Annotated in this window: 16 protein-coding genes and 2 pseudogenes; 9 read left to right on the forward strand and 9 right to left on the reverse strand. The window is 68.8% G+C overall.

Features of this window, described 5'->3' with window-relative positions; translation table 11 throughout:
* The first annotated feature begins 95 nt into the window (after positions 1 to 95).
* The 3 genes from BJF87_RS20315 (at position 96) to ilvD (ending at position 4087) form a co-directional block, all read left to right on the forward strand.
* On the forward strand, positions 96 to 542 hold the full coding sequence (locus BJF87_RS20315; protein ID WP_006359384.1) for a PH domain-containing protein: 447 nt from the start codon (positions 96 to 98) through the stop codon (positions 540 to 542).
* A 79-nt stretch (positions 543 to 621) separates the two neighbouring features.
* Positions 622 to 1965, forward strand: coding sequence for a magnesium transporter (gene mgtE / locus BJF87_RS20320; protein WP_035751250.1), 1344 nt, complete (start codon positions 622 to 624; stop codon positions 1963 to 1965).
* Between the two features lie 277 nt (positions 1966 to 2242).
* Positions 2243 to 4087 (forward strand): dihydroxy-acid dehydratase, encoded by a 1845-nt coding sequence (gene ilvD, locus BJF87_RS20325; RefSeq protein WP_006359387.1) that lies wholly within the window; start codon positions 2243 to 2245, stop codon positions 4085 to 4087.
* A 72-nt stretch (positions 4088 to 4159) separates the two neighbouring features.
* Here the strand turns inward: ilvD and BJF87_RS20330 are convergent, their stop codons facing one another.
* Complete coding sequence (locus tag BJF87_RS20330) at positions 4160 to 5365, reverse strand: DoxX family protein (protein ID WP_075863817.1); 1206 nt, start codon at positions 5363 to 5365, stop codon at positions 4160 to 4162.
* Between the two features lie 106 nt (positions 5366 to 5471).
* Between BJF87_RS20330 and BJF87_RS20335 the strand changes: the two genes are divergently transcribed.
* Positions 5472 to 6575, forward strand: coding sequence for a PQQ-dependent sugar dehydrogenase (locus BJF87_RS20335; protein WP_006359389.1), 1104 nt, complete (start codon positions 5472 to 5474; stop codon positions 6573 to 6575).
* Between the two features lie 138 nt (positions 6576 to 6713).
* Here BJF87_RS20335 and gatB read toward each other — a convergent pair.
* Positions 6714 to 8218: pseudogene (gene gatB, locus BJF87_RS20340) on the reverse strand (Asp-tRNA(Asn)/Glu-tRNA(Gln) amidotransferase subunit GatB).
* 134 nt (positions 8219 to 8352) lie between these two features.
* On the opposite strand from gatB, the gene BJF87_RS20345 reads away from it, so the two are divergent.
* A complete protein-coding gene (locus tag BJF87_RS20345; RefSeq protein ID WP_075863818.1) occupies positions 8353 to 8589 on the forward strand; it encodes a PspC domain-containing protein in 237 nt (78 codons plus the stop codon).
* 13 nt (positions 8590 to 8602) lie between these two features.
* On the opposite strand, the gene BJF87_RS20350 is transcribed toward BJF87_RS20345, so the two are convergent.
* The 3 genes from BJF87_RS20350 to BJF87_RS20360 form a co-directional block, all read right to left on the reverse strand.
* Complete coding sequence (locus BJF87_RS20350) at positions 8603 to 9637, reverse strand: 6-phosphofructokinase (protein ID WP_075863819.1); 1035 nt, start codon at positions 9635 to 9637, stop codon at positions 8603 to 8605.
* A 77-nt stretch (positions 9638 to 9714) separates the two neighbouring features.
* Positions 9715 to 10407, reverse strand: coding sequence for a response regulator transcription factor (locus BJF87_RS20355; RefSeq protein ID WP_075863867.1), 693 nt, complete (start codon positions 10405 to 10407; stop codon positions 9715 to 9717).
* A 10-nt stretch (positions 10408 to 10417) separates the two neighbouring features.
* Complete coding sequence (locus BJF87_RS20360; RefSeq protein WP_075863868.1) at positions 10418 to 11701, reverse strand: sensor histidine kinase; 1284 nt, start codon at positions 11699 to 11701, stop codon at positions 10418 to 10420.
* A gap of 167 nt (positions 11702 to 11868) precedes the next feature.
* Here BJF87_RS20360 and BJF87_RS20365 point away from each other — a divergent pair, with 167 nt between their 5' ends.
* Together BJF87_RS20365 and BJF87_RS20370 are read left to right on the forward strand one after the other, a co-directional pair.
* Positions 11869 to 12582, forward strand: coding sequence for a hypothetical protein (locus BJF87_RS20365; RefSeq protein WP_230461815.1), 714 nt, complete (start codon positions 11869 to 11871; stop codon positions 12580 to 12582).
* Between the two features lie 59 nt (positions 12583 to 12641).
* Positions 12642 to 13829 carry an alpha/beta-hydrolase family protein gene (locus tag BJF87_RS20370; protein WP_396246709.1) on the forward strand — a complete coding sequence of 396 codons (1188 nt, stop codon included), beginning with the start codon at positions 12642 to 12644 and terminating at the stop codon, positions 13827 to 13829.
* Here the strand turns inward: BJF87_RS20370 and gatA are convergent.
* Both gatA and gatC read right to left on the reverse strand, forming a co-directional pair.
* Positions 13822 to 15327 carry an Asp-tRNA(Asn)/Glu-tRNA(Gln) amidotransferase subunit GatA gene (gene gatA / locus BJF87_RS20375; protein WP_035751243.1) on the reverse strand — a complete coding sequence of 502 codons (1506 nt, stop codon included), beginning with the start codon at positions 15325 to 15327 and terminating at the stop codon, positions 13822 to 13824. The genes BJF87_RS20370 and gatA overlap by 8 nt on opposite strands.
* On the reverse strand, positions 15324 to 15635 hold the full coding sequence (gene gatC, locus BJF87_RS20380) for an Asp-tRNA(Asn)/Glu-tRNA(Gln) amidotransferase subunit GatC (RefSeq protein ID WP_006438859.1): 312 nt from the start codon (positions 15633 to 15635) through the stop codon (positions 15324 to 15326). The genes gatA and gatC overlap by 4 nt, the downstream gene beginning before the upstream one ends.
* A 186-nt stretch (positions 15636 to 15821) precedes the next feature.
* Between gatC and BJF87_RS20385 the strand changes: the two genes are divergently transcribed.
* Together BJF87_RS20385 and BJF87_RS20390 are read left to right on the forward strand one after the other, a co-directional pair.
* Positions 15822 to 16493 (forward strand): hypothetical protein, encoded by a 672-nt coding sequence (locus tag BJF87_RS20385; protein WP_006359399.1) that lies wholly within the window; start codon positions 15822 to 15824, stop codon positions 16491 to 16493.
* A 15-nt stretch (positions 16494 to 16508) separates the two neighbouring features.
* On the forward strand, positions 16509 to 17021 hold the full coding sequence (locus BJF87_RS20390) for an O-acetyl-ADP-ribose deacetylase (RefSeq protein WP_006359400.1): 513 nt from the start codon (positions 16509 to 16511) through the stop codon (positions 17019 to 17021).
* Between the two features lie 77 nt (positions 17022 to 17098).
* On the opposite strand, the gene ligA is transcribed toward BJF87_RS20390, so the two are convergent.
* Complete coding sequence (ligA, locus tag BJF87_RS20395; protein ID WP_075863821.1) at positions 17099 to 19183, reverse strand: NAD-dependent DNA ligase LigA; 2085 nt, start codon at positions 19181 to 19183, stop codon at positions 17099 to 17101.
* Positions 19184 to 19267: 84 nt separating this feature from the next.
* Positions 19268 to 19627, reverse strand: a pseudogene (locus BJF87_RS20400) (MmcQ/YjbR family DNA-binding protein).
* Positions 19628 to 19816: the final 189 nt, after the last annotated feature.

Here is a 19816-nt window from a genome sequence, read left to right on the forward strand (position 1 = left end):
CATGGGAACGCACAGGTGGTGACGGACGTCTCACCGACTACTGCCCGGTAGACCCGACGCCGCGTTCACCGTGGCCGTGTTGGCACAATGGATGTGTGCCGACTGATTCCAGCGACCCCGCCGCCTCGACACCCGACGACTCGGCGGAGATCCCCTATCCCGTGGTCTTCCGCATCAACCGTGTCGCCTACTTCACGGTGCCGATGGTCGCGCTCGTGGTGGTCCTGCTGCTCGGCGCGTCGTACTGGTTCGCCTTCCTCTTCGTCGCCCCGGTGGCTCTGTACATGTGGATCCACCGCCTCCGCACGGTCGTCACCGAGGACGGAGTGCGCGCGGTCGGCGCCCTGTCCACGACCGAACTCCCCTGGTCCGAGATCGCCGGCCTGCAGTTCCCCAAGTGGAGCTCGGTGCGTGCGGTCCGCCCCGACGGTGAGCGGGTCAAGTTGCCCGCCATCGGTTTTCGCGATCTCCCGGTGCTGAACGTGGTCAGCAAGGGCCGCATCCCGGATCCGTTCGAGGCCGCCGCAAACCGCGACAAGTAGGCCCGACCCGTCCCCGGCGGCACAGAATCGTCGCTGCGCGAACGGCTTTGACACCGACACCAGCCGATAGGCTCGTCGGGTGACGTACGCGATGCTCGACGCGAACCAACTCGACGACCTGATCTCCGACGGTCAACTCGGAGCGGCCGCGACCGCGCTGTCCGCACTGCCCGCCGGTGACATCGCCGCGCTCCTCGACCGTCTGTCCCACCAGGCGCGGGGCGTGGCCTTCCGTCTCCTCCCGAAGGATCTCGCCGTCGAGGTCTTCGACGATCTCTCCGCGGGCTCCCAGCGTCGGCTCATCGACGATCTCGGGACGGCCGAGGTGGTGGCGGCGTTCGACCACCTCGACCCCGACGACCGTGCAGAACTCCTCGACGAACTGCCCGCCGGCGTCGCCCGCGCACTCATCCAGCAACTCACCCCCGCCGAACGCGACGTCACCGCCGTCGTGCTCGGCTACCCGCGCGGTTCGGTCGGGCGTCGGATGAGTCCCGAGTTCGTCCACGCCCGACGCGACGAGACCGCGGGTGCCGCACTCACCCGGGTCAAGGACCGCGGCCACGCCGCCGAGACGATCTACACCGTGCCGGTCCTCGACGTCGCGCGGTCCCTGTGCGGCGTCGTCAGCCTCCGCGACCTTCTCCTCGCGGAACCCGACGAACCCATCGCCGACCTGATGAGCAGGCCGATGTTCGCGCACGCCGACGACGACGCCGAGGCCACCGCCCAACGATGCGTCGACCGCGGCATTCTCGCGATGCCGGTCGTCGATCGCGACAACCGGCTGGTCGGCGTCCTCACCATCGACGACGCGGTCGAGGTCGTCGAACAGGCCCGCGACACCGACGAGGCCCGTGCCGGCGCCCGCGAGCCGCTCCGCGAGCCGTACCTCCATGCATCGATCCTGTCGATCACCCGCGCCCGCATCGTGTGGCTGTTCGTCCTCGCGGTGTCGGCGATCCTCACCGTCAACGTCCTGGAGATCTTCGAGGGCACCCTCGAGCAGAAGGTCGCCCTCGCGCTGTTCATCCCACTGCTGACCGGCATCGGCGGCAACACCGGATCGCAGGCCGCGACGACCGTGACTCGTGCCCTTGCGACCGACGACGTCACCACTCGCGACGTCGTCCGGGTCGCCGCCAAGGAGGTCCGGGTCGGGCTGACCATGGGATCGCTGCTCGGCGTCGTCGGGTTCGCCGTCGCCGCACTGGTCTACGGCGTCGACATCGGTGGGGTGATCGGGCTGACGATCGTGTCGATCTGCACGATGGCGGCGACCGTCGGCGGCGTGATGCCGCTCGTCGCGAAATCCATCCGGGTGGACCCCGCCGTCTTCTCCACCCCGTTCATCTCGACGTTCTGCGACGCGACCGGCCTGATCGTCTACTTCTCCATCGCCAAGGCGGTTCTGGGAATCTGAGGTCACCACCGGAGCACCGGGGGCACGTCCGAATCGTTTTGTTTCCGCATGTCACAGCGGAGTAGCCTGGTCTCTCGGCGACTCGCGACGCCCACCCTCAGCGTGCGACGCCGTTCAACCCAGGTCCCGGGACCACACAGCCCGAGTGAGACAAACCCCCGGGATCGCGGTGTTGACGCCAAGAGTCCGACGCGGAGAACGACTTCGGCCCAGCAGCGCCCGAAGCCGTTCGACGACGCCGACTCTGCCCGACCCGACGATCGATATTGAGGAACCCATGCCAGCCTTGAGGTCACGCACCACCACCGTCGGCCGCGAAGCCGCCGGAGCACGCTCCCTGTGGCGCGCCACCGGTATGACCGACGACGATTTCGGCAAGCCCATCGTGGCGATCGCCAACTCGTACACGCAGTTCGTGCCGGGCCATGTGCACCTCAAGGATGTCGGCGACATCGTCGCCGACGCAGTGCGGGCCGCGGGCGGCGTCCCGCGTGAGTTCCACACCATCGCCGTCGACGACGGCATCGCGATGGGTCACGGCGGCATGCTCTACTCGCTGCCGTCCCGCGAGATCATCGCCGACTCCGTCGAATACATGGTCAACGCCCACACCGCCGACGCGCTGGTGTGCATCTCCAACTGCGACAAGATCACCCCCGGCATGCTCAATGCCGCGATGCGCCTGAACATCCCGACCGTCTTCGTGTCCGGCGGTCCGATGGAGGCCGGCAAGGCAGTCGTCGTCGACGGCGTCGCCCAGGCCCCCACCGACCTGATCACCGCGATCTCCGCCTCCGCGAACAGCGACGTGGACGAGGACGGGCTGAGCGAGGTCGAGCGGTCCGCCTGCCCGACCTGTGGCTCGTGCTCGGGCATGTTCACCGCCAACTCGATGAACTGCCTCACCGAGGCCCTCGGACTCGCCCTGCCGGGCAACGGGTCCACGCTGGCCACCCACGAGGCGCGTCGTGCGCTGTTCGAGCGCGCCGGCAAGGTCGTCATCGACGCCGCGAACCGCTGGTACCGCGAGGACGACGCATCGGTGCTGCCGCGCAGCATCGCGACCCCGACCGCCTTCCGGAACGCGATGGCGCTCGACGTCGCGATGGGCGGCTCGACCAACACCGTGCTGCACATCCTCGCCGCGGCGCAGGAGGGCGAGGTCGCCGACTTCGATCTGTCGACCATCGACGAGATCAGCCGCAACGTTCCCTGCCTGTCGAAGGTCTCCCCCAACTCCGACTACCACATGGAGGATGTCCACCGGGCCGGCGGAATCCCCGCGATCCTCGGGGAGCTCCGCCGTGCCGGACTGCTCGACGACACCACCTCGACCGTGTACAGCCCGACCCTGGCCCAGGCCCTCGACGACTGGGACATCCGCGGCGGCAAGGCGACCGACGAGGCCGTCGAACTGTTCCACGCCGCGCCGGGTGGCGTGCGCACCACGACCCCGTTCTCCACGGCCAACCGCTGGAGTTCGCTCGACACCGACGCCGCCGGCGGCTGTATCCGCGACCTCGAGCACGCGTACACCGTCGAAGGTGGGCTGTGCGTCCTGCGCGGCAACCTCGCTCCCGACGGCGCCGTGCTCAAGACCGCGGGCATCGACGAGGACCTGTGGCACTTCGAGGGTCCGGCCCGCGTGGTCGAGAGCCAGGAAGAGGCCGTTCAGGTCATCCTGTCGAAGACCATCCAGGCCGGCGAGGTGCTCGTCGTCCGCTACGAGGGCCCCGCGGGCGGGCCGGGCATGCAGGAGATGTTGCACCCGACCGCCTTCATGAAGGGCACCGGCATGGGCAAGAAGTGCGCCCTCATCACCGACGGCCGGTTCTCCGGCGGATCGTCGGGTCTGTCGGTCGGCCACATGTCGCCGGAGGCGGCGTCGGGTGGTGCGATCGGACTCGTCGAGGACGGCGATCAGATCCTCATCGACGTCAAGACCCGTCGCCTCGAGGTGCTCGTCGACGACGAGGTGCTCGCCGAGCGCCGCGCGAAGATGGAGGCCTCCGAGCGTCCGTGGCAGCCGAAGGACCGCGAGCGCACCGTCACCACCGCGCTGCGCGCCTACGCGAAGCTCGCGACCTCGGCCGACAAGGGCGCGGTCCGTCAGGTCGACTGACCACTGAACAACGAGTGCGGGGTGCGTACCGGATGTCGGTACGCACCCCGCACTGTTGTCTGTGCGCGGAGCTCAGTTCAGCGGATTGGTCCCGTTCGCCAGGATCCACACGGCGACGGCTGCACCGATGCCGACGATCAGCCACACGAACGACCCGACGAAGGGTCGGCGTGCCCAGCCGCGCGGGTAGTCCAGTGAGTACAGGCCCGGCCCGGTGAGGATGACCGCGGCCGCGGTGGCCGCGAGGAACAGCTCGTACTCCGCTCCCTGTGCGGCGGCGAAGAACTCGAAGCCGCCGGCCGCGGACACCCGGTACGCCGCGGCGACGAGCATCGTGCCCAGGATGGCCGAGGCGCCGATCGGGGTGAGGAGGCCGAGGATGACCATGAGGCCGCCGACCGTCTCCGCGAGTGCGCCGACGATGGCGAGGATCTGCGCATAGTCGGCGTTGAATCCGCCGTCGACGAGCATCTGCTCGAAACCGCTGAGACGCGGCCCGTTCCACAGTCCGAACAGCTTCTGCAGTCCGTGCGCGCCGACGAAACCGCCGAGCGCGATGCGCAGCAGCAACAGGCCGAGGTCGAGGGTGCCGCGTCGGGACTTCGCGAGCGCGTCTTCGAGGTCGTCGTCGGCGACCGATTTGGTTTCGTACTCGTCCTCGGGAGTCCGGTTCCGGCGACGACCGAACAGGCTCCTGCGCTCCGGCTCGTCGTCGAGCAGGGCGGTGTCCGCGGCGCTCGAATCGGCCGGGTTCGCGCTGTAGCGGCCGGCGGTGTCGTCTTCGTCGAGGAAGTCGTAGCGAGCGGCGCCGACCGGCGGCAACGCGGGTTCGGGCCGGGTCGCGGTGTCGTCGGCGGGGATGTCGCCGGCGTCGGAACCGGCTGCCGCGCGACGCTCGAATGCGACGGTCGGTTCGACATCGGGCTCCGACGCGTGCGGGGCTTCCGGCGTGCGGGGAGGTTCCGGGGCCTTCGAGGATTCCGGGACGCGCGGGGGTACGGGGACGGGTGTGGCCGGCGGCTTGTCCGCACTCCCCTTGGTCTGTCGGGTCTCCACGTCGCCGGGGTCGATGTCGTCCAGGTCGTCGACCCGCGCATACGGTGCCGGCCGCCGCGCGTGCCGGTTGTAGAAGTCATCGCGATCGACCTCGGGCCGCGGTGCGGGGGTCGGCGGATGATCCTGGACCGGGATCTGGCCGGTCGGCTCGTCGTAGGGGCTCATCGCGGGCGGGCTCGACGTATCGGGCTCCCCGGCGCTCGGCGTGTCGCGTTCGCTCACAAGCCCGACTCTAGAGGCTCGCGGGGTGCGGTCCCCGCACCCCGGCGGGGTGAGTCGGCACACCATTACTGTGGACGCCATGTGGAAGGGGCGGCCGACAGGCCGAATGCTGGTGGCCGTTCTGGCGGTGATCGCGCTCACCGTGGGCGGCTGCGCGAACTTCACCGAACAGGACCGTCAGCGGGAGGCCGGCGCGTTCAGTCCCAACAACCGTCCGAGCGGTCAGGCCGAGCCGACGCCGCCGCCGGAGACGCCGCGGGACACCCAGCCACCGCCCACCGGTCCGTGCGTCGACCCCGACCCCGCGGTGATCGCGACCTGCCTCGCGTCGACGGGCGGGGTGATGCCCGGTGACGAGCAGGGTGAGGTCACGGTGGTCGCCGAACGCACCACCGGAAAGATCATCACCACCAAGCGTTATGGCCCCGAACGGGTCCTCGGTCAGGCACCCGTCGACGCCTCGGGCGACGGCGGACTCATCGATTTCGCCTTCTCCCCCACCTACTCCCAGGACCGTCTGATATACGCACTGATCACGACGCCGTCGGACAACCGGATCGTGCGGCTGGCCCCCGACGATGTGCCGAAGCCGATCCTGACCGGAATCCCCAAGGGCGCCACCGGGAACATGGGCTCGATGTATTTCCGCACGCCCACCGAACTCGTGGTGGCCACGGGCGACGCCGGGAACCCCGCGGCCGCCGACGACCCGTCGTCGCTGGCCGGAAAGCTGTTGCTGGTGACCTCGTTCACCTCGGGTGTCAGTCCGCGCCCGCGAATCCTGGCCTCCGGCTTCGGATCATCGGTCGCACTGTGCCCCAACGAGTCCTCCGGCACCATCTATGTCGCCGACCAGACGGCGACCGAGGACCGTGTGCAGGTCATCGAAGAGGGCGGCCCCAAGGTCCTGTGGACGTGGCCCGACAAGCCGCAGATCGCCGGATGCGGTGTCGCGGGCGGCAGCATCTTCGTCTCGACGACCCGCACCCAGCGCATCGAGGGCATCCGCGAACCCACCCTCGAGGACCCGACGATCACGCCGCCGGTCGTCGCGCTCGAGAAGCGCTACGGCGCGCTCGGCCGAATGGCGGCCCTGCCCAACGGACTCCTGCAGGTGGCCACGGTCAACAAGCAGGCCGGCAATCCGAAGCCGACCGACGACCGCGTGTTCCGCTTCCTCCCGCAGGGCGGCGGCAACGACCGGACCTGACCGGGCGCCACCGCTCCCTGAGCGCTGATGACCGGCGAACCTCATCTCGACTCGCAGACTTCGATCGAAGTCTGCCGGTGGAGCTGACGTCTGCCGGTCGTCGCTGTCGCTCCTCACGCCTCGCAGCGGAGGTGGCGTCTACGAGCAGGCGGCGAGGACGAGTTCCTTGACGCGCGCCGGGTCGGCCTGTCCGCGGGTGGCCTTCATGACGTCGCCGACGATCTTGCCTGCGGCCTGGACCTTGCCGCCGCGGATCTTCTCGGCGATGTCGGGGTTGGCGGCGAGTGCGTCGTCGACGGCCTTCTGCAGTGCGGAGTCGTCGCGGACGACCTCGAGGCCGCGGTCGGCGACGATCTGCTTCGGCTCGCCCTCACCGTCGAGCACCGCGGTGGCGACCTGCTGGGCGAGCTTGGTGGTCAGCTTGCCCTCGTCGACGAGTCCGATGATCTCGGCGACCTGCGCCGGCGTGATGGCGAGACCGTCGAGTTCGACGCCCCGCGAATTGGCCTGCTGCGCAAGGAACGACACCCACCAGCCGCGGGCGCCTCGGGTGAGGCACCGGCGTCGACGGTCGCGATGATGAGGTCGACGGCGCCGACGTTGACCAGGTCGCGCATGACCTCGTCGGAGACACCCCACTCCTCCTGGATGCGGGCACGGCGCAGCCACGGCAGCTCGGGCAGGGTGGCGCGCAGCTCTTCGATCCACGCCGCATCCGGCTGCACCGGAGGCAGATCGGGCTCCGGGAAGTAGCGGTAGTCCTCGGCGGTCTCCTTGCGACGACCGGCCGACGTGGTGCCGTCGGTCTCGTGGAAGTGGCGGGTCTCCTGCACGATCTCGCCACCGGCCTGCAGGATCGCTGCCTGACGGCGCATCTCGTAGCGGACGGCGATCTCGACGCTCTTGAGCGAGTTGACGTTCTTGGTCTCGGTACGGGTCCCGAACTCGCTCGCGCCCTTGGCCATCAGGGACAGGTTCACGTCGCAGCGCATCGAGCCCTGGTCCATTCGCACGTCCGACACGTCGAGGGACTTGAGCAGGTCGCGCAGCGCGGTCACGTACGCGCGTGCGACCTCGGGAGCACGGTCCCCCGCACCGACGATGGGTCGGGTGACGATCTCGACGAGCGGGACGCCTGCGCGGTTGTAGTCGAGCAGCGAGTGGCTCGCACCGTGGATACGACCGGTGGCGCCGCCGATGTGCAGCGACTTGCCGGTGTCCTCCTCCATGTGTGCGCGCTCGATCTCGACGCGCCACGTGGTGCCGTCGGCGAGCAGGACATCGAGGTAGCCGTCGTATGAGGTGGGCTCGTCGTACTGCGAGATCTGGTAGTTCTTCGGCTGGTCCGGGTAGAAGTAGTTCTTCCGCGCGAACTTGCTCGACGGCCGGATCGAGCAGTTCAGTGCCAGGCCGATGCGGATCGCGGACTCGACGGCCTTGGCGTTGGCGACCGGCAGCGAACCGGGCAGGCCGATGCACACCGGGCACACCTGGGTATTGGGCTCGGCGCCGAAGTCGGTCGGGCATCCGCAGAACATCTTGGTCGCGGTACCCAGCTCGACGTGCACCTCGAGGCCCATCACCGGATCGAAAGCGGCGATGACCTCGTCGTACTCCAACAGTTCGACGGCGGCGGAAGTCATGGCTGCCAGTTTATGCGGCGATATCCCAGGGGAACGTTCAGGGTGATCACCGATGCCGGGAACGGGTCGGCGGACCTACCGTCGTAGACATCAGTTCACCGACCCACATCACCTCGATCAGCAGGGAGACCCCGATGACCACCGCACAGCCCGCTTCGTCCGCCCCGCGACTGACGCGCTCCCGTTCGAACGCCTGGCTGGGTGGCGTCTGCGGCGGCATCGCCGAACGCTGGGGCTGGGACCCGACCCTGGTCCGCGTCCTGTTCGTGCTGTCGATGCTGCTCCCCGGCCCGCAGGTCCTGATCTACCTGGCACTGTGGATCGTCATTCCGCGCGAGCCGGTCCCCGCGACGGCAGTCGCATCGGTCTAGCAGTCGTGCCGGTCTAGCCGAAGATGACCCGGATCTCCTGGTACTGATCCTGCGGGACGGTCTTCAGCTCGCCGAGCGCCTCGTCGAAGGTGATCCGGTCGATCCGGGTGCCGTGCAGGGCGACCATCTGACCCCAGCCCTTCTCGGCGACCAGGTCGGCGGTCGCCATACCCATGCGGGTGGCGAGGACGCGGTCGTAGGCCGACGGCACGCCGCCGCGCTGGATGTGGCCGAGCACGGTGGCCCGCGTCTCGATGCCGGTGCGCTCCTCGATGAGCGGGGCCAGCACCTCGCCGACGCCGCCGAGCCGCGGACGGTTGAAGCCGTCGAGGCCCTTGGTGGAGTACGCCTCCGTCATCTCGGGGAGTTTGAACCCCTCGGCGACGACGACCATCGGCGAACGGCCGCGGGCCTTGACGCTGGTCACCCACGCGCAGATCTGGTCGAGACTTTCGGGGTTCTCCGGGATGAGGATCACGTGCGCACCGCCGGCGATACCCGAGTGCAGCGCGATCCAGCCGGCGTGGCGGCCCATGACCTCGAGCACCATGCATCGCTTGTGCGAGTTGCCGGTGGTGCGCAGGCGGTCGATGGCCTCGGTCGCGATCTCGACGGCGGTGTTGAACCCGAACGTGTAGTCGGTGGCGTCGATGTCGTTGTCGATGGTCTTGGGCACGCCGACGATGTTGATGCCGTCGTCGAACAGACGCTTCGACGCCGCGGCCGTGCCGTCGCCGCCGATCGCGATGACCCCGTCGATACCGAGGTTCTTGAGCACCTTCTTGATGGTGTCGGGCCCACCGTCGGGTTCGGTGTAGGGCCCGAAGCGGCTCGTGCCGAGAATCGTGCCGCCCTCGTGCGACAGGCCGCGGACCGTGGAGCGGTTCAGCTCCATGATGTCGCCGTAGACGAGACCGGCCCAGCCGTCCTTGAAGCCGACGAACTCGTGACCGTAGACGGTTTCACCCTTGAGCACCGCACCGCGGATGACGGCGTTCAGACCGGGGCAGTCACCACCGGAGGTGAGAATGCCGAATCTCTTGGCCATGTGGTGAGACCCTCCCTCTCGAACGCGACGAACACACCCAATCTAGTGCGCGGGTGTCCTCCCCGCTGAGCACGAATTCACTTGATGCCGTTCTCGTAGGCGAAGACGACCGCCTGAGCGCGGTCCCGCAGCCGGAGCTTGCCCAGCAGACTACTCACGTGGGTCTTGACGGTTTGCTCGGTGACGAAGAGGTCGGCGCCGATCTCGGCGTTCGACTTGCCGTCGGCCACCAGGTCGAGAACCTCCCGCTCCCGCGGCGTGAGATGTTCCAGCGCCGGGTTCCGGGCGGGGCGTCGACGTCGGGCGGTCACCTCGGTGATGAGCCGCTTGGTGATCGACTGCGCGAGCAGGGCCTCACCGGCGGCGACCACCCGCACCGCGCGCACGAGCTCGTCGGCCGGGGCATCCTTGAGCAGGAACCCCGACGCGCCGATCCGCAACGCCTCGTAGACGTAGTCGTCGATGTCGAAGGTGGTGAGCATCAGCACGCGGGTCGGCGGCTCCAGCCCGGCCAACAGGATCTGCTCGGCGGCCCACAGTCCGTCCTTGCGCGGCATCCGCACATCCATCAGGACGACGTCGGGCCGCACCCGCTTGCACACCTCGACCGCCTCCACGCCGTCGGCGGCGTCGCCGAGCACGGACAGGTCGGACTGAGCGGCGAGGAGGGCCGAGAAGCCTTGTCGGACCATCGCCTGGTCGTCGGCGATGACGACGGTGATCGGGCGGGAGCTGCCCTGTGCTTGTAGCGGTTCCGCGTTGATCGGCACGCCTGACACGCTACTGGTCGGAGGCCGGTGAGGGGACCTTCGGCGTCGTTACGGACCGGGCCGCGTCGGGCAGGATGCCGTCCCGTGGCGGTGTCGCCGGGATACGCGCGCGCACCGCGAACCCGCCCTCGACCGTCGGTGCCGCGAGGAGCGAACCGCCCACTGCCTGAGCACGTTCGAGCATTCCGGGGATGCCGACGCCGTTACCGCCGATCCCGAGGGGCGCCGCCGTCGGAGCCGAGTTGACCACGGCCACCTCGACCGTGCCGCGTTCCCCCGGGGTGACGCTCACCAGGGTGCGGCTGCCCGGCGCGTGCCGGGTGGCGTTGGCGAGCGACTCCTGGACGATCCGGTAGATGACGAGTGCTGCCGACTCACCGACCATCTCATCGTCGACCTCCCGGTTCACGGTGACCTCGGAGCCGGCCCGACGGGTCTCGGCGACGAGCGATTCGACCTGCGCCAGTCCCGGATTGGGGGCCGCGACGGTCTCGGCACCCTCGATCCGCAACACCCCGAGCAGCTGCCGCACCTCGTCGAGCGAGGTCCGGGCGGCGTCGGCGATGGCGTCGAATTCGGCTGCCGCAGCGGGTGAGACGTCGTCGATCCGGTACCGCGCGGTCTGCGACATGACGACGACCATCGACATCCGGTGAGCCACCACGTCGTGCAGGTCGCGGGCGATGCGTGCACGCTCCTGCAACACTGCGGATTCCGCCTCCGCCTCCTCGGTCTGTTTCGTGCGCACGGCGAGTTGCCGTCGTGACGCCATCAGTCCGCGGAGCAGTGTCACGACCACCGCGAGCACCGAGATCCCGACGATCCACGCCGGGTGAACCGCATAGGCGACGACGAGGGAGGTCGTCAGCCACACCACCGGTATCCACCGCAACTGGCAGCGGAGCATGACCATGAAGGTCAGCACGAGCAACTCGATGAAGTGAGTGACCTGGATGGTCAGCTCCCACCCGCTGTGCGTCGGCACGATCAAGCCGATGACCTGAGCCGAGACCACCGAGATCGCCCAGCCGACCAGTGGCGCCGACCAGGCGAGCGCGATCGGCAGTGCCGCGAACGCCGCGACAAGAGGCAGTAGGAAGACCGGCACGGCATGCGTGACGGGCAGCGTCGGCCAGGCGATCGAGTACATGATCAAGGCGACGACGAAGAAGAACCAGTTGACCCGTTTGGAGAAGTAGGCACGCACCGCGGGGTCCTGGGCGACGGGCGCGGTGGACGCCCAGTCAACGAAGTCGCCGCCGGCCGCGCGCAGATGCTTGCGTAAACCGAACATGAGGTTCACCCTAGGCCCGGTGAGGACCGGCAGTCCTCATACTTTCGGGGGAGATGCACTCGTTCCCGAGTAGTGTCCGCACTCCGGATCCCCGCCCCGACCGGTGAGCGGGAACCGCCCGTCGGAGCGATGTGGCCAGGCGGTTGCGCTCCCTAGCGTCAATGCCCATGAACCCTCCAGGTCCACTGCGGAAATGTCCTTCGGCCAACACTTCTCAACTCACCGATCATGCCGGTCGCACACGCCCACGACGTCCGCACCGCTGGCTGGTCGCCGCACTGACACTGACCTTTCTCCTTGCCGGACAGTGGATGTCGACGGCGCACGCGGTCGCCGGTGACGTCATTTCGACCATGGGTGTGGTCGTCCCCGACCCGGAGGACGCCGACAACCCGTACGCCGCCGCCGTCGTGGCGCTGACGGGGCCTGCCCCGGCCACGACGATGGGCGTCCTGCCCGCGACCTTCGACGTGCACATGGGTTACACGCCGGCCGTCGTGGCGGGTGTGCCCAGCGACCCGAACGGCGACTGCTCCTCCCCGGTACCGCTCCCCGACCGGTTCACACCGCTCTGCCGCACACATGATCTCGGTTACGACCTGCTGCGCGCGGCGGCCACCGACGGTCGTCCACTGGGCTCGTGGGCGCGGTTCGCCCTGGACCGCATGCTGATCGACGCGATGCAGCGCTCGTGCAGCAACCCGGCGTGCGACGCCGCGGCACGCGTCGCCCGGATCGGCTTGTCCTGGAACACCTGGCGTCAGTTCGGCGGACCGCCGACCCGGCACGAATCGATCCCGCAACTGGTGTCCACCACGGTCGAACGCGCACTCGTCGACCGGCACCCCCGCACCGGGACCACCACCGAGGAGCTCTCGTGATGGCCTCGCCCGCACCAACGTCGGCGCACACCGGGCGACACCTGCCTCACCCTGTCCTCGTGATCAACGTCGTCGTCGCATATCTCGTCGCCCTCCACCCTGGCACACTTCCGCGCGATGCGATGACGACCACGGTCGTGACGACCGGCGTCACGGCACTGGGCGCGGTCATCGGAATGCTGTTGGCGCGATGGGTATCCCGACGCCACGGGCAACCGGATGGGCAGACACGACGCGTCGTCCTCGGTATCGGCGTGCTGGTCGCGGCCGGCGGTGCGGGACTGGCAGTGTGGTGGCAGAACCTGATCCGTGCTGCCGTCGGTGCAGTGCCGGTCGGCCCCGACTGGTGGGCGGGCGCCACGCTCGCACCCGTCGCGGTCGTTGCCGCAACCGTGGTCGTCCCTCGTGTCACCGCGGTCATCGCGGCGGCGGCGGTCGCGCTCACCGCGGGCCTCCTCACCCCAGCCTCTGCGGGTGCCGACGAAGGACAACCGCTGCCGCGTACCGTCTCCGAATCCGGGACACTGCTGCGCGGGGAGCTCTCGGCACCGGAATTCGAGCGTCCGGCAACACGATTGGTGAAGACGTGGCGGGGCGCCGACGGACTGTCGGCGCGGGCGGTGATCGTGGCCGTCCCCACCGGATCGGGCTGGGTCGACCCGGCCGCGGTCACCGGCTTCGTCGACCGCTTCGGCGCCGACGTCCGAATCCTGGTGCTCCCCTACGCCGATGTCCCGTCGTGGCAGGCGTTCATCTCCGACGACGCCGCGGCGACGGAGTCGTCGATCGCGCTGGTTCGCGAGGTCGCGGAGGTGTTGCAGGGCCGACCCGCAGGTGACCGGCCCCTGCTGGTGCTCTACGGCCAGAGCCTGGGCGCGGTCGGAGCCGACGCCGCCCGCACCTGGCTCGAGGACCGCCACCCGGGACTGCTCGCCGAGACCGTGCTGACCGCACCGCCCGCCGAGACGGTGGCCGCGGAGTCGGACTCACCGCGGGTCGTCGTGGCCAATCGCACCGATCCGGTGATCCGGTGGTCGCTCAGCTCGCTGTGGCGTCCCGCGACGACGCCGGACGGGACCGTACTCGGCGGACCCCGGGTACCCCAGGTCCCCTGGCTGCCGGTGATCAGCTTCCTGCAGACCAGCGTCGACCTGCTGGCCGCACTCGACGGGCCCACCGGCGTCGGACACCGCTACGGGGCGGAGCAGGCACGTGGGTTACCGGCCTGCCGCGATGACCTCAGATGATCGCGCCGCGAGCCGCCTCATACGACGCGCCGACGCGGTAGAGCCGATCGTCGGCGAGGGCGGGCGCCATGATCTGCAGGCCGACGGGCATGCCGTCGTCCTCGGACAGACCCGACGGCACCGACATCGAGCCGATCCCGGCCAGGTTCACCGGCAGTGTGCAGAGGTCGAACAGGTACATCGCCAGCGGGTCGTCGACCTTCTCCCCGATCGGGAAGGCGGTGGTCGGCGTGGTCGGCGAGATCAGCACGTCGACCTTCTCGAAGGCGTTGGTGAAGTCGCGCGAGATCAGGGTGCGGACCTTCTGTGCCTGACCGTAGTAGGCGTCGTAGTAACCCGACGACAGCGCATAGGTGCCGATCATGATGCGGCGCTTGACCTCTGGTCCGAACCCGGCCTCGCGGGACAGTGCCATCACCTCGTCGGCCGAATGCGACCCGTCGTCGCCGACACGCAGGCCGTATCGCATGGCGTCGAAGCGTGCGAGGTTCGACGACACCTCCGAGGGGAGGATCAGGTAGTAGGCGCCGAGCGCGTAGGTGAAGTGCGGGCAGCTGACCTCGACGACCTCGGCGCCGCGCTCGGTGAGGAGCTTGACGGCCTGGTGGAACGAGTCGAGCACGCCCGACTGGTAGCCCTCGCCCTGCAGTTCGGTGACGACGCCGATCTTGACACCCTTGAGGTCCTGCTCGGCACCTTCGCGGGCGGCGGCGACCACGTCGGGCACCGGGACGTTGATCGACGTCGAGTCGCGCGGGTCGTGCCCGGCGATGACCTCGTGCAGCATCGCGGTGTCGAGAACCGTACGACCACACGGGCCACCCTGGTCCAGCGACGACGCACAGGCGACGAGCCCGTAGCGCGAGACGGTTCCGTAGGTGGGTTTGACGCCGACGGTCGCGGTGACCGCGGCCGGCTGACGGATGGAGCCACCGGTGTCGGTGCCGATCGCCAGCGGCGCCTCGTACGCGGCCAGTGCCGCGGCGCTGCCACCACCCGAGCCACCCGGGATCTTGGTGGGGTCCCACGGGTTTCGGGTCAGCTGGTAGGCGGAGTTCTCGGTCGAGCTGCCCATGGCGAACTCGTCCATGTTGGTCTTGCCCAGGATCGGGATGCCCGCGGCGCGGAGACGTTCGGTGACCGCGGCGTCGTAGGGCGGCACCCATCCCTCGAGGATCTTGGAACCGCACGTGGTGGGGGCGTCGGTGGTGGTGAAGACGTCCTTGAGCGCGATGGGCACACCGGCGAGCGACGACACCGCGTCGCCCGAGGCGATCGCATCGTCGGCAGCCTTGGCGGCGACGAGCGCCTCGGCGCCGCTGACATGCAGGAAGGCACCGAGCTCACCGTCGACCTCGGCGATGCGATCGAGGTGTGCCTGCGTGACCTCCACCGAACTGACCTCGCGGGTCGCGATCTTGGTGGCGAGTTCGGCGGCGGACAGACCGGTCAGGTCACCGGCGGGACGAGGCGCTGCGGCGTGCGACGCGGGGCTCACTGCTCTTCTCCCAGGATCTGCGGAACGGCGAAACGGTCCTGCTCGACGGCCGGCGCACCGGACAGCGCGGCGTCGGTGCTCAGACCGGGCACGACGACGTCGGGGCGCAGCACGTTGGCGAGCTCGGCCGGATGTGCGGTGCCGGGTACGTCGTCGGCAGCCACCTCGGACACCGATGCGACGTGGGTCAGGATGGAGTCCAGCTGCTTGGCGTAGACATCGAGTTCGTCCTCGCTCAGCGCCAGTCGCGACAATCGCGCCAGGTGCGCGACCTCTTCTCGCGATATGGACTTCGGTTCGCCAGCCACCGTCATCGCCCTTTCTCACCATCACTTGCTCGGGAATGAATGCCCACCGCGGCGCCTTCGCGACGCAGATGTGCCTCTCCAGCCTATGGGAACGCGCCGATCCGACTCACTTCAGCCACCGTTTGCACGCCCGGGCTCGGTCCGCCCCTCCCCGGCGGTGCGCGCCCGACCCTCACGAGTGCGAGAATGGCCCACGTGTCTTACCTGTTGCGCGTCTACCTCGAGGACCGTCCCGGCAGTCTCGGCGTGCTCGCCGTGCAACTCGGTTCGGTCGGTGCAGACATCCTGTCTCTCGAGGTGGTCGAACGCGGCAACGGTTACGCAGTCGACGACCTCGTCGTCGAGGTCCCGCCGGGCTCACTGCCCGACAGCCTGATCACGGCCGCCGAGAAGGTCAACGGCGTCCGGGTGGATTCCATCCGCCCGTACTCCGGTGTGCTCGACACCCATCGTGAACTCGAACTCGTCGACCAGGTCGCCACCGCCAAGCGCAACGACCGCCTCCAGGTCCTCGTCGACAACGCCCCGCGCGTACTGCGGGTGTCCTGGGCGATGGTCATCACCAAGGCCAGCGGCGGCGTACTGCAGCTGTTCGGTTCCTCCGGGGCGCCGGAAACCCCGCTCACCCGGGCCGACTGGCTGCCGCTGGAGCATGCGGCACAGCTCGACGCGGAGGGCGACTGGGTACCGGATGCCTGGCAGGACATGGACACCCGACTCGCCGCGGCGCCCATCGGCTCCAACGACAAGGCGGTCCTGCTCGGCCGCATCGGCGGACCCGATTTCCGGCCATCCGAGGTCGCCCGGCTCGGCTACCTGGCAGGCATCGTCAGTACGGTGTTGCGCGCCGACGGATAGCGCGATGATGGAGCCATGACCTCCATCACGCTCGTGCAGGGAGACATCACCCTTCAGTCGGTCGACGCGATCGTCAACGCCGCCAACTCGACGCTGCTCGGCGGCGGCGGGGTCGACGGGGCCATCCACCGTCGCGGGGGTCCCGCGATTCTCGCCGAGTGCAAGGACCTCCGGGCCGGTCGCTACAAGCGCGGTCTCCCGGTCGGTGAGGCGGTCGCCACCACTGCGGGCGATCTGGACGCACGCTGGGTCATCCACACCGTCGGGCCGGTGCACTCATACGACGAGGACCGTTCCGAGTTCCTGATCTCCTGCTATCGTGAATCTCTGCGTGTCGCAGACGAATTGGGTGCATCGACGATCGCCTTCCCGGCCATCTCGACCGGCGTCTACGGCTGGCCGATGGACGACGGCGCACGCCGGGCCGTCGGCACGGTCCGGTCCGCCGACACCATGATGACGGAGATCCGGTTCGTGTTGTTCGACCCGCGGGCATATCGCGCCTTCGACAAGGCGCTGAACGGTTGACGCTGCCTGTTCTTCGTGGCAGTGCTACCAGGCGAACGCATCACCGATCTGCCGGCCGCGTCTGGCGGTGACCCCGTCTACTCAGGACTGCCGGTCTCCAGCAGTCGCTTGAACGCGTCCTCGTCGAGTACCGGGACGCCGAGCTGTTCGGCCTTGTCGGCCTTGCTTCCCGGCGAATCGCCGACGACCACGTAGTCGGTCTTCTTCGACACCGAACCCGACGCCTTGCCCCCGCGCTGCAGGATCGCCTCTTTGGCGCCGTCACGGGAGAAGTCCACCAGCGATCCGGTCACGACGATGGTCTTGCCCTCGAGCGTTCGCGCGATCGACTCGTCACGCTCGTCCTCCATGGAAACGCCTGCCGCACGCCACTTCTCGACGATCTCGCGATGCCAGTCGACGGTGAACCAGTCGTGGATCGATTGTGCGAGGGTCATGCCGAGGCCCTCGACGTCGGCCAGTTGTTCGACGTCGGCGGATTCGATGGCCTCCAGCGAGCCGAACTCGGTGGCCAGCGCGCGCGCGGCAGTGGGACCGACATGGCGGATCGACAGACCCACCAGCACCCGCCACAGCGCGACGTCCTTGGCCTTGTCGAGGTTGGCCAGCAAACGTTTTCCGTTCGCCGACAGCGCGCCGGCCTTCGTCGTGAACAGATCGGTGCGGGCGAGATCGTCGGCGGTGATGGAGAACAGGTCTCCTTCGTTGCGGATCACCTTGGCCGACAGCAGCGCGGTCGCCGCCTCGTAGCCGAGCGCCTCGATGTCGAAGGAGCCGCGCCCGGCGAGGTGAAAGAGCCGCTCCCGCAACTGTGCCGGGCAACTCTCCTGATTCGGGCACCGGACGTCGACGTCGGATTCCTTCTCCGGACGTAGCGGCGTACCGCATTCCGGGCAGCGCTCGGGCATCTCGAACTCGACCTCGGAGCCGTCGCGCAGGTCGACGACCGGTCCGAGGACCTCGGGGATCACGTCGCCGGCCTTGCGAATGGTCACGGTGTCGCCGATGAGGACGCCCTTGCGCTTGACCTCCGAGCCGTTGTGCAGGGTGGCCCGGGAGACGGTCGAGCCGGCGACGAGGACCGGTTCGAGCACCGCGAACGGTGTGACGCGACCGGTGCGTCCGACGCCGACCTGGATGTCGCGCAGCTTGGTGGTGGCCTCCTCCGGCGGGTACTTGTAGGCGATCGCCCATCGCGGTGCACGCGAGGTGGAACCGAGGCGGCGCTGCAGGGTGAAGTCGTCGACCTTGACCACGATGCCGTCGATCTCGTGCTCGACGTCGTGACGGTGCTCGCCCCAGTAGGAGATCTTCTCGAGGATCTCGGCAGCGCCCGAAGCCTTGGTGGTGTGCGTCGACACCGGCAGTCCCCATGCACCGAGCGCGAGATACGCATCATGCAGCGACTCCGGCCGCCAGCCCTCGGTGTGACCGATACCGTGACAGATCATCCGCAGTTTGCGACGAGCCGTGACCTGCGGGTTCTTCTGACGCAGCGAACCGGCCGCCGAATTGCGAGGATTGGCGAACGGCGGCTTGCCGTCGGCCACCAGGGACGCGTTGAGCGCCTCGAAATCCTCCCCCCGGAAGAAGACCTCGCCGCGCACCTCGAGGACGTCCGGGATCGGGTACTCGTCGGAGGCCGTGAGGCGCTGCGGGATGTCCTCGATGGTGCGGGCGTTGAGGGAGACGTCCTCGCCGGTGCGCCCGTCGCCGCGGGTGACGCCGCGTTCCAAGACACCGTTGCGATACACCAGCGCCAACGCGACCCCGTCGATCTTGAGTTCGCAGAGGAACTCGGCCTCGACGCCGGCGTCGGAGTTGACCCGCTCGACCCAGGAGGTCATCTCCTCGTAGTCGAAGACGTTGTCCAGCGACATCATCCGCTCGAGATGGTCGACCGGGGAGAATGCGGTCGAGAAACCACCGCCGACGAGCTTGGTCGGCGAATCGGGGGTGGCGAGCTCGGGATGGCGCTCCTCGAGATCCTGCAGGCGGCGCAGCAGCTCGTCGAACTCGCCGTCGGTGATGACCGGCGCATCCTTCACGTAGTAACGGAACTGATGGTCGCGGATCTCCTCGGCGAGAGCCGCCCACTCCTCGCGCAGGTCTGCCTCGGGTCCCGACTGCTCGATGGCCCCCGACTCCGTTGTTTCTGCCACGTCCCGAGGGTATCGGAGTGCTCGGACAGGCTCGCCTCTCTGCTCCCTGAGGAGCCCGGAGCCTGCGGAGGGCGTCTCGAAGGGTCAGCCGTCGAGCTTGGCCAGGGACCGTTTCGGCGCGACGTGCCGGTAGCTGGCATCGAGGAGTTCGGCGACCTCGTCCCAGTCGGTGGTGTCCTCGAGGATCAGTCCGAGCCACCCGTAGTAGGCGGGTACGTAGAACCGCGGGTCCTCTTCGAGCGCGGGTTTCTCCGCCTCGTCGGGAATGAACAGGATCGACTGGTCGTGACGGACCTTGCCACCCTTGAGACCGCCGCCGTAGTTGGCGAACATCTAGCCGCACCGGAACGTCGGGCGGCCGTGCGCGACGACCTCGGTGGCGTCGAGAAGCGCGAGGGCGATCTCGCGGACGCGACCCAGGATCGGGTCGGCGTCGTCGAACATGATCGGATGCGGCCCCTCGCAGGATAGTTCCGCCGGACGCGAAATCTCGTCCCCCTCAGTGACTGTCGAGGGCAACTTGCCCTCGGGTGCCTGTCACGGGGACGAGAATCCGGGGGTATGTGTGGGTCTGAGTCTTCCGAGCACCTCGCCGCCGGTCACGGGAGAGTCTCGGGGCATGCCCTCAAATCC

The sequence above is a fragment of the Gordonia sp. CNJ-863 genome (assembly GCF_001942325.1).
Taxonomy (GTDB): Bacteria; Actinomycetota; Actinomycetes; order Mycobacteriales; family Mycobacteriaceae; genus Gordonia; species Gordonia alkanivorans.

Excerpts from the sequence above, each read along its gene's own strand:
- BJF87_RS20365 (WP_230461815.1), top strand. The coding sequence starts at position 11,869 with ATGAACCCTCCAGGTCCACTGCGGAAATGTCCTTCGGCCAACACTTCT.
- BJF87_RS20345 (WP_075863818.1), top strand. The coding sequence starts at position 8,353 with ATGACCACCGCACAGCCCGCTTCGTCCGCCCCGCGACTGACGCGCTCC.
- BJF87_RS20390 (WP_006359400.1), top strand. The coding sequence starts at position 16,509 with ATGACCTCCATCACGCTCGTGCAGGGAGACATCACCCTTCAGTCGGTC.
- BJF87_RS20385 (WP_006359399.1), top strand. The coding sequence starts at position 15,822 with ATGGCCCACGTGTCTTACCTGTTGCGCGTCTACCTCGAGGACCGTCCC.
- BJF87_RS20350 (WP_075863819.1), bottom strand. The coding sequence starts at position 9,637 with ATGGCCAAGAGATTCGGCATTCTCACCTCCGGTGGTGACTGCCCCGGT.
- BJF87_RS20360 (WP_075863868.1), bottom strand. The coding sequence starts at position 11,701 with ATGTTCGGTTTACGCAAGCATCTGCGCGCGGCCGGCGGCGACTTCGTT.
- BJF87_RS20335 (WP_006359389.1), top strand. The coding sequence starts at position 5,472 with ATGCTGGTGGCCGTTCTGGCGGTGATCGCGCTCACCGTGGGCGGCTGC.
- ilvD (WP_006359387.1), top strand. The coding sequence starts at position 2,243 with ATGCCAGCCTTGAGGTCACGCACCACCACCGTCGGCCGCGAAGCCGCC.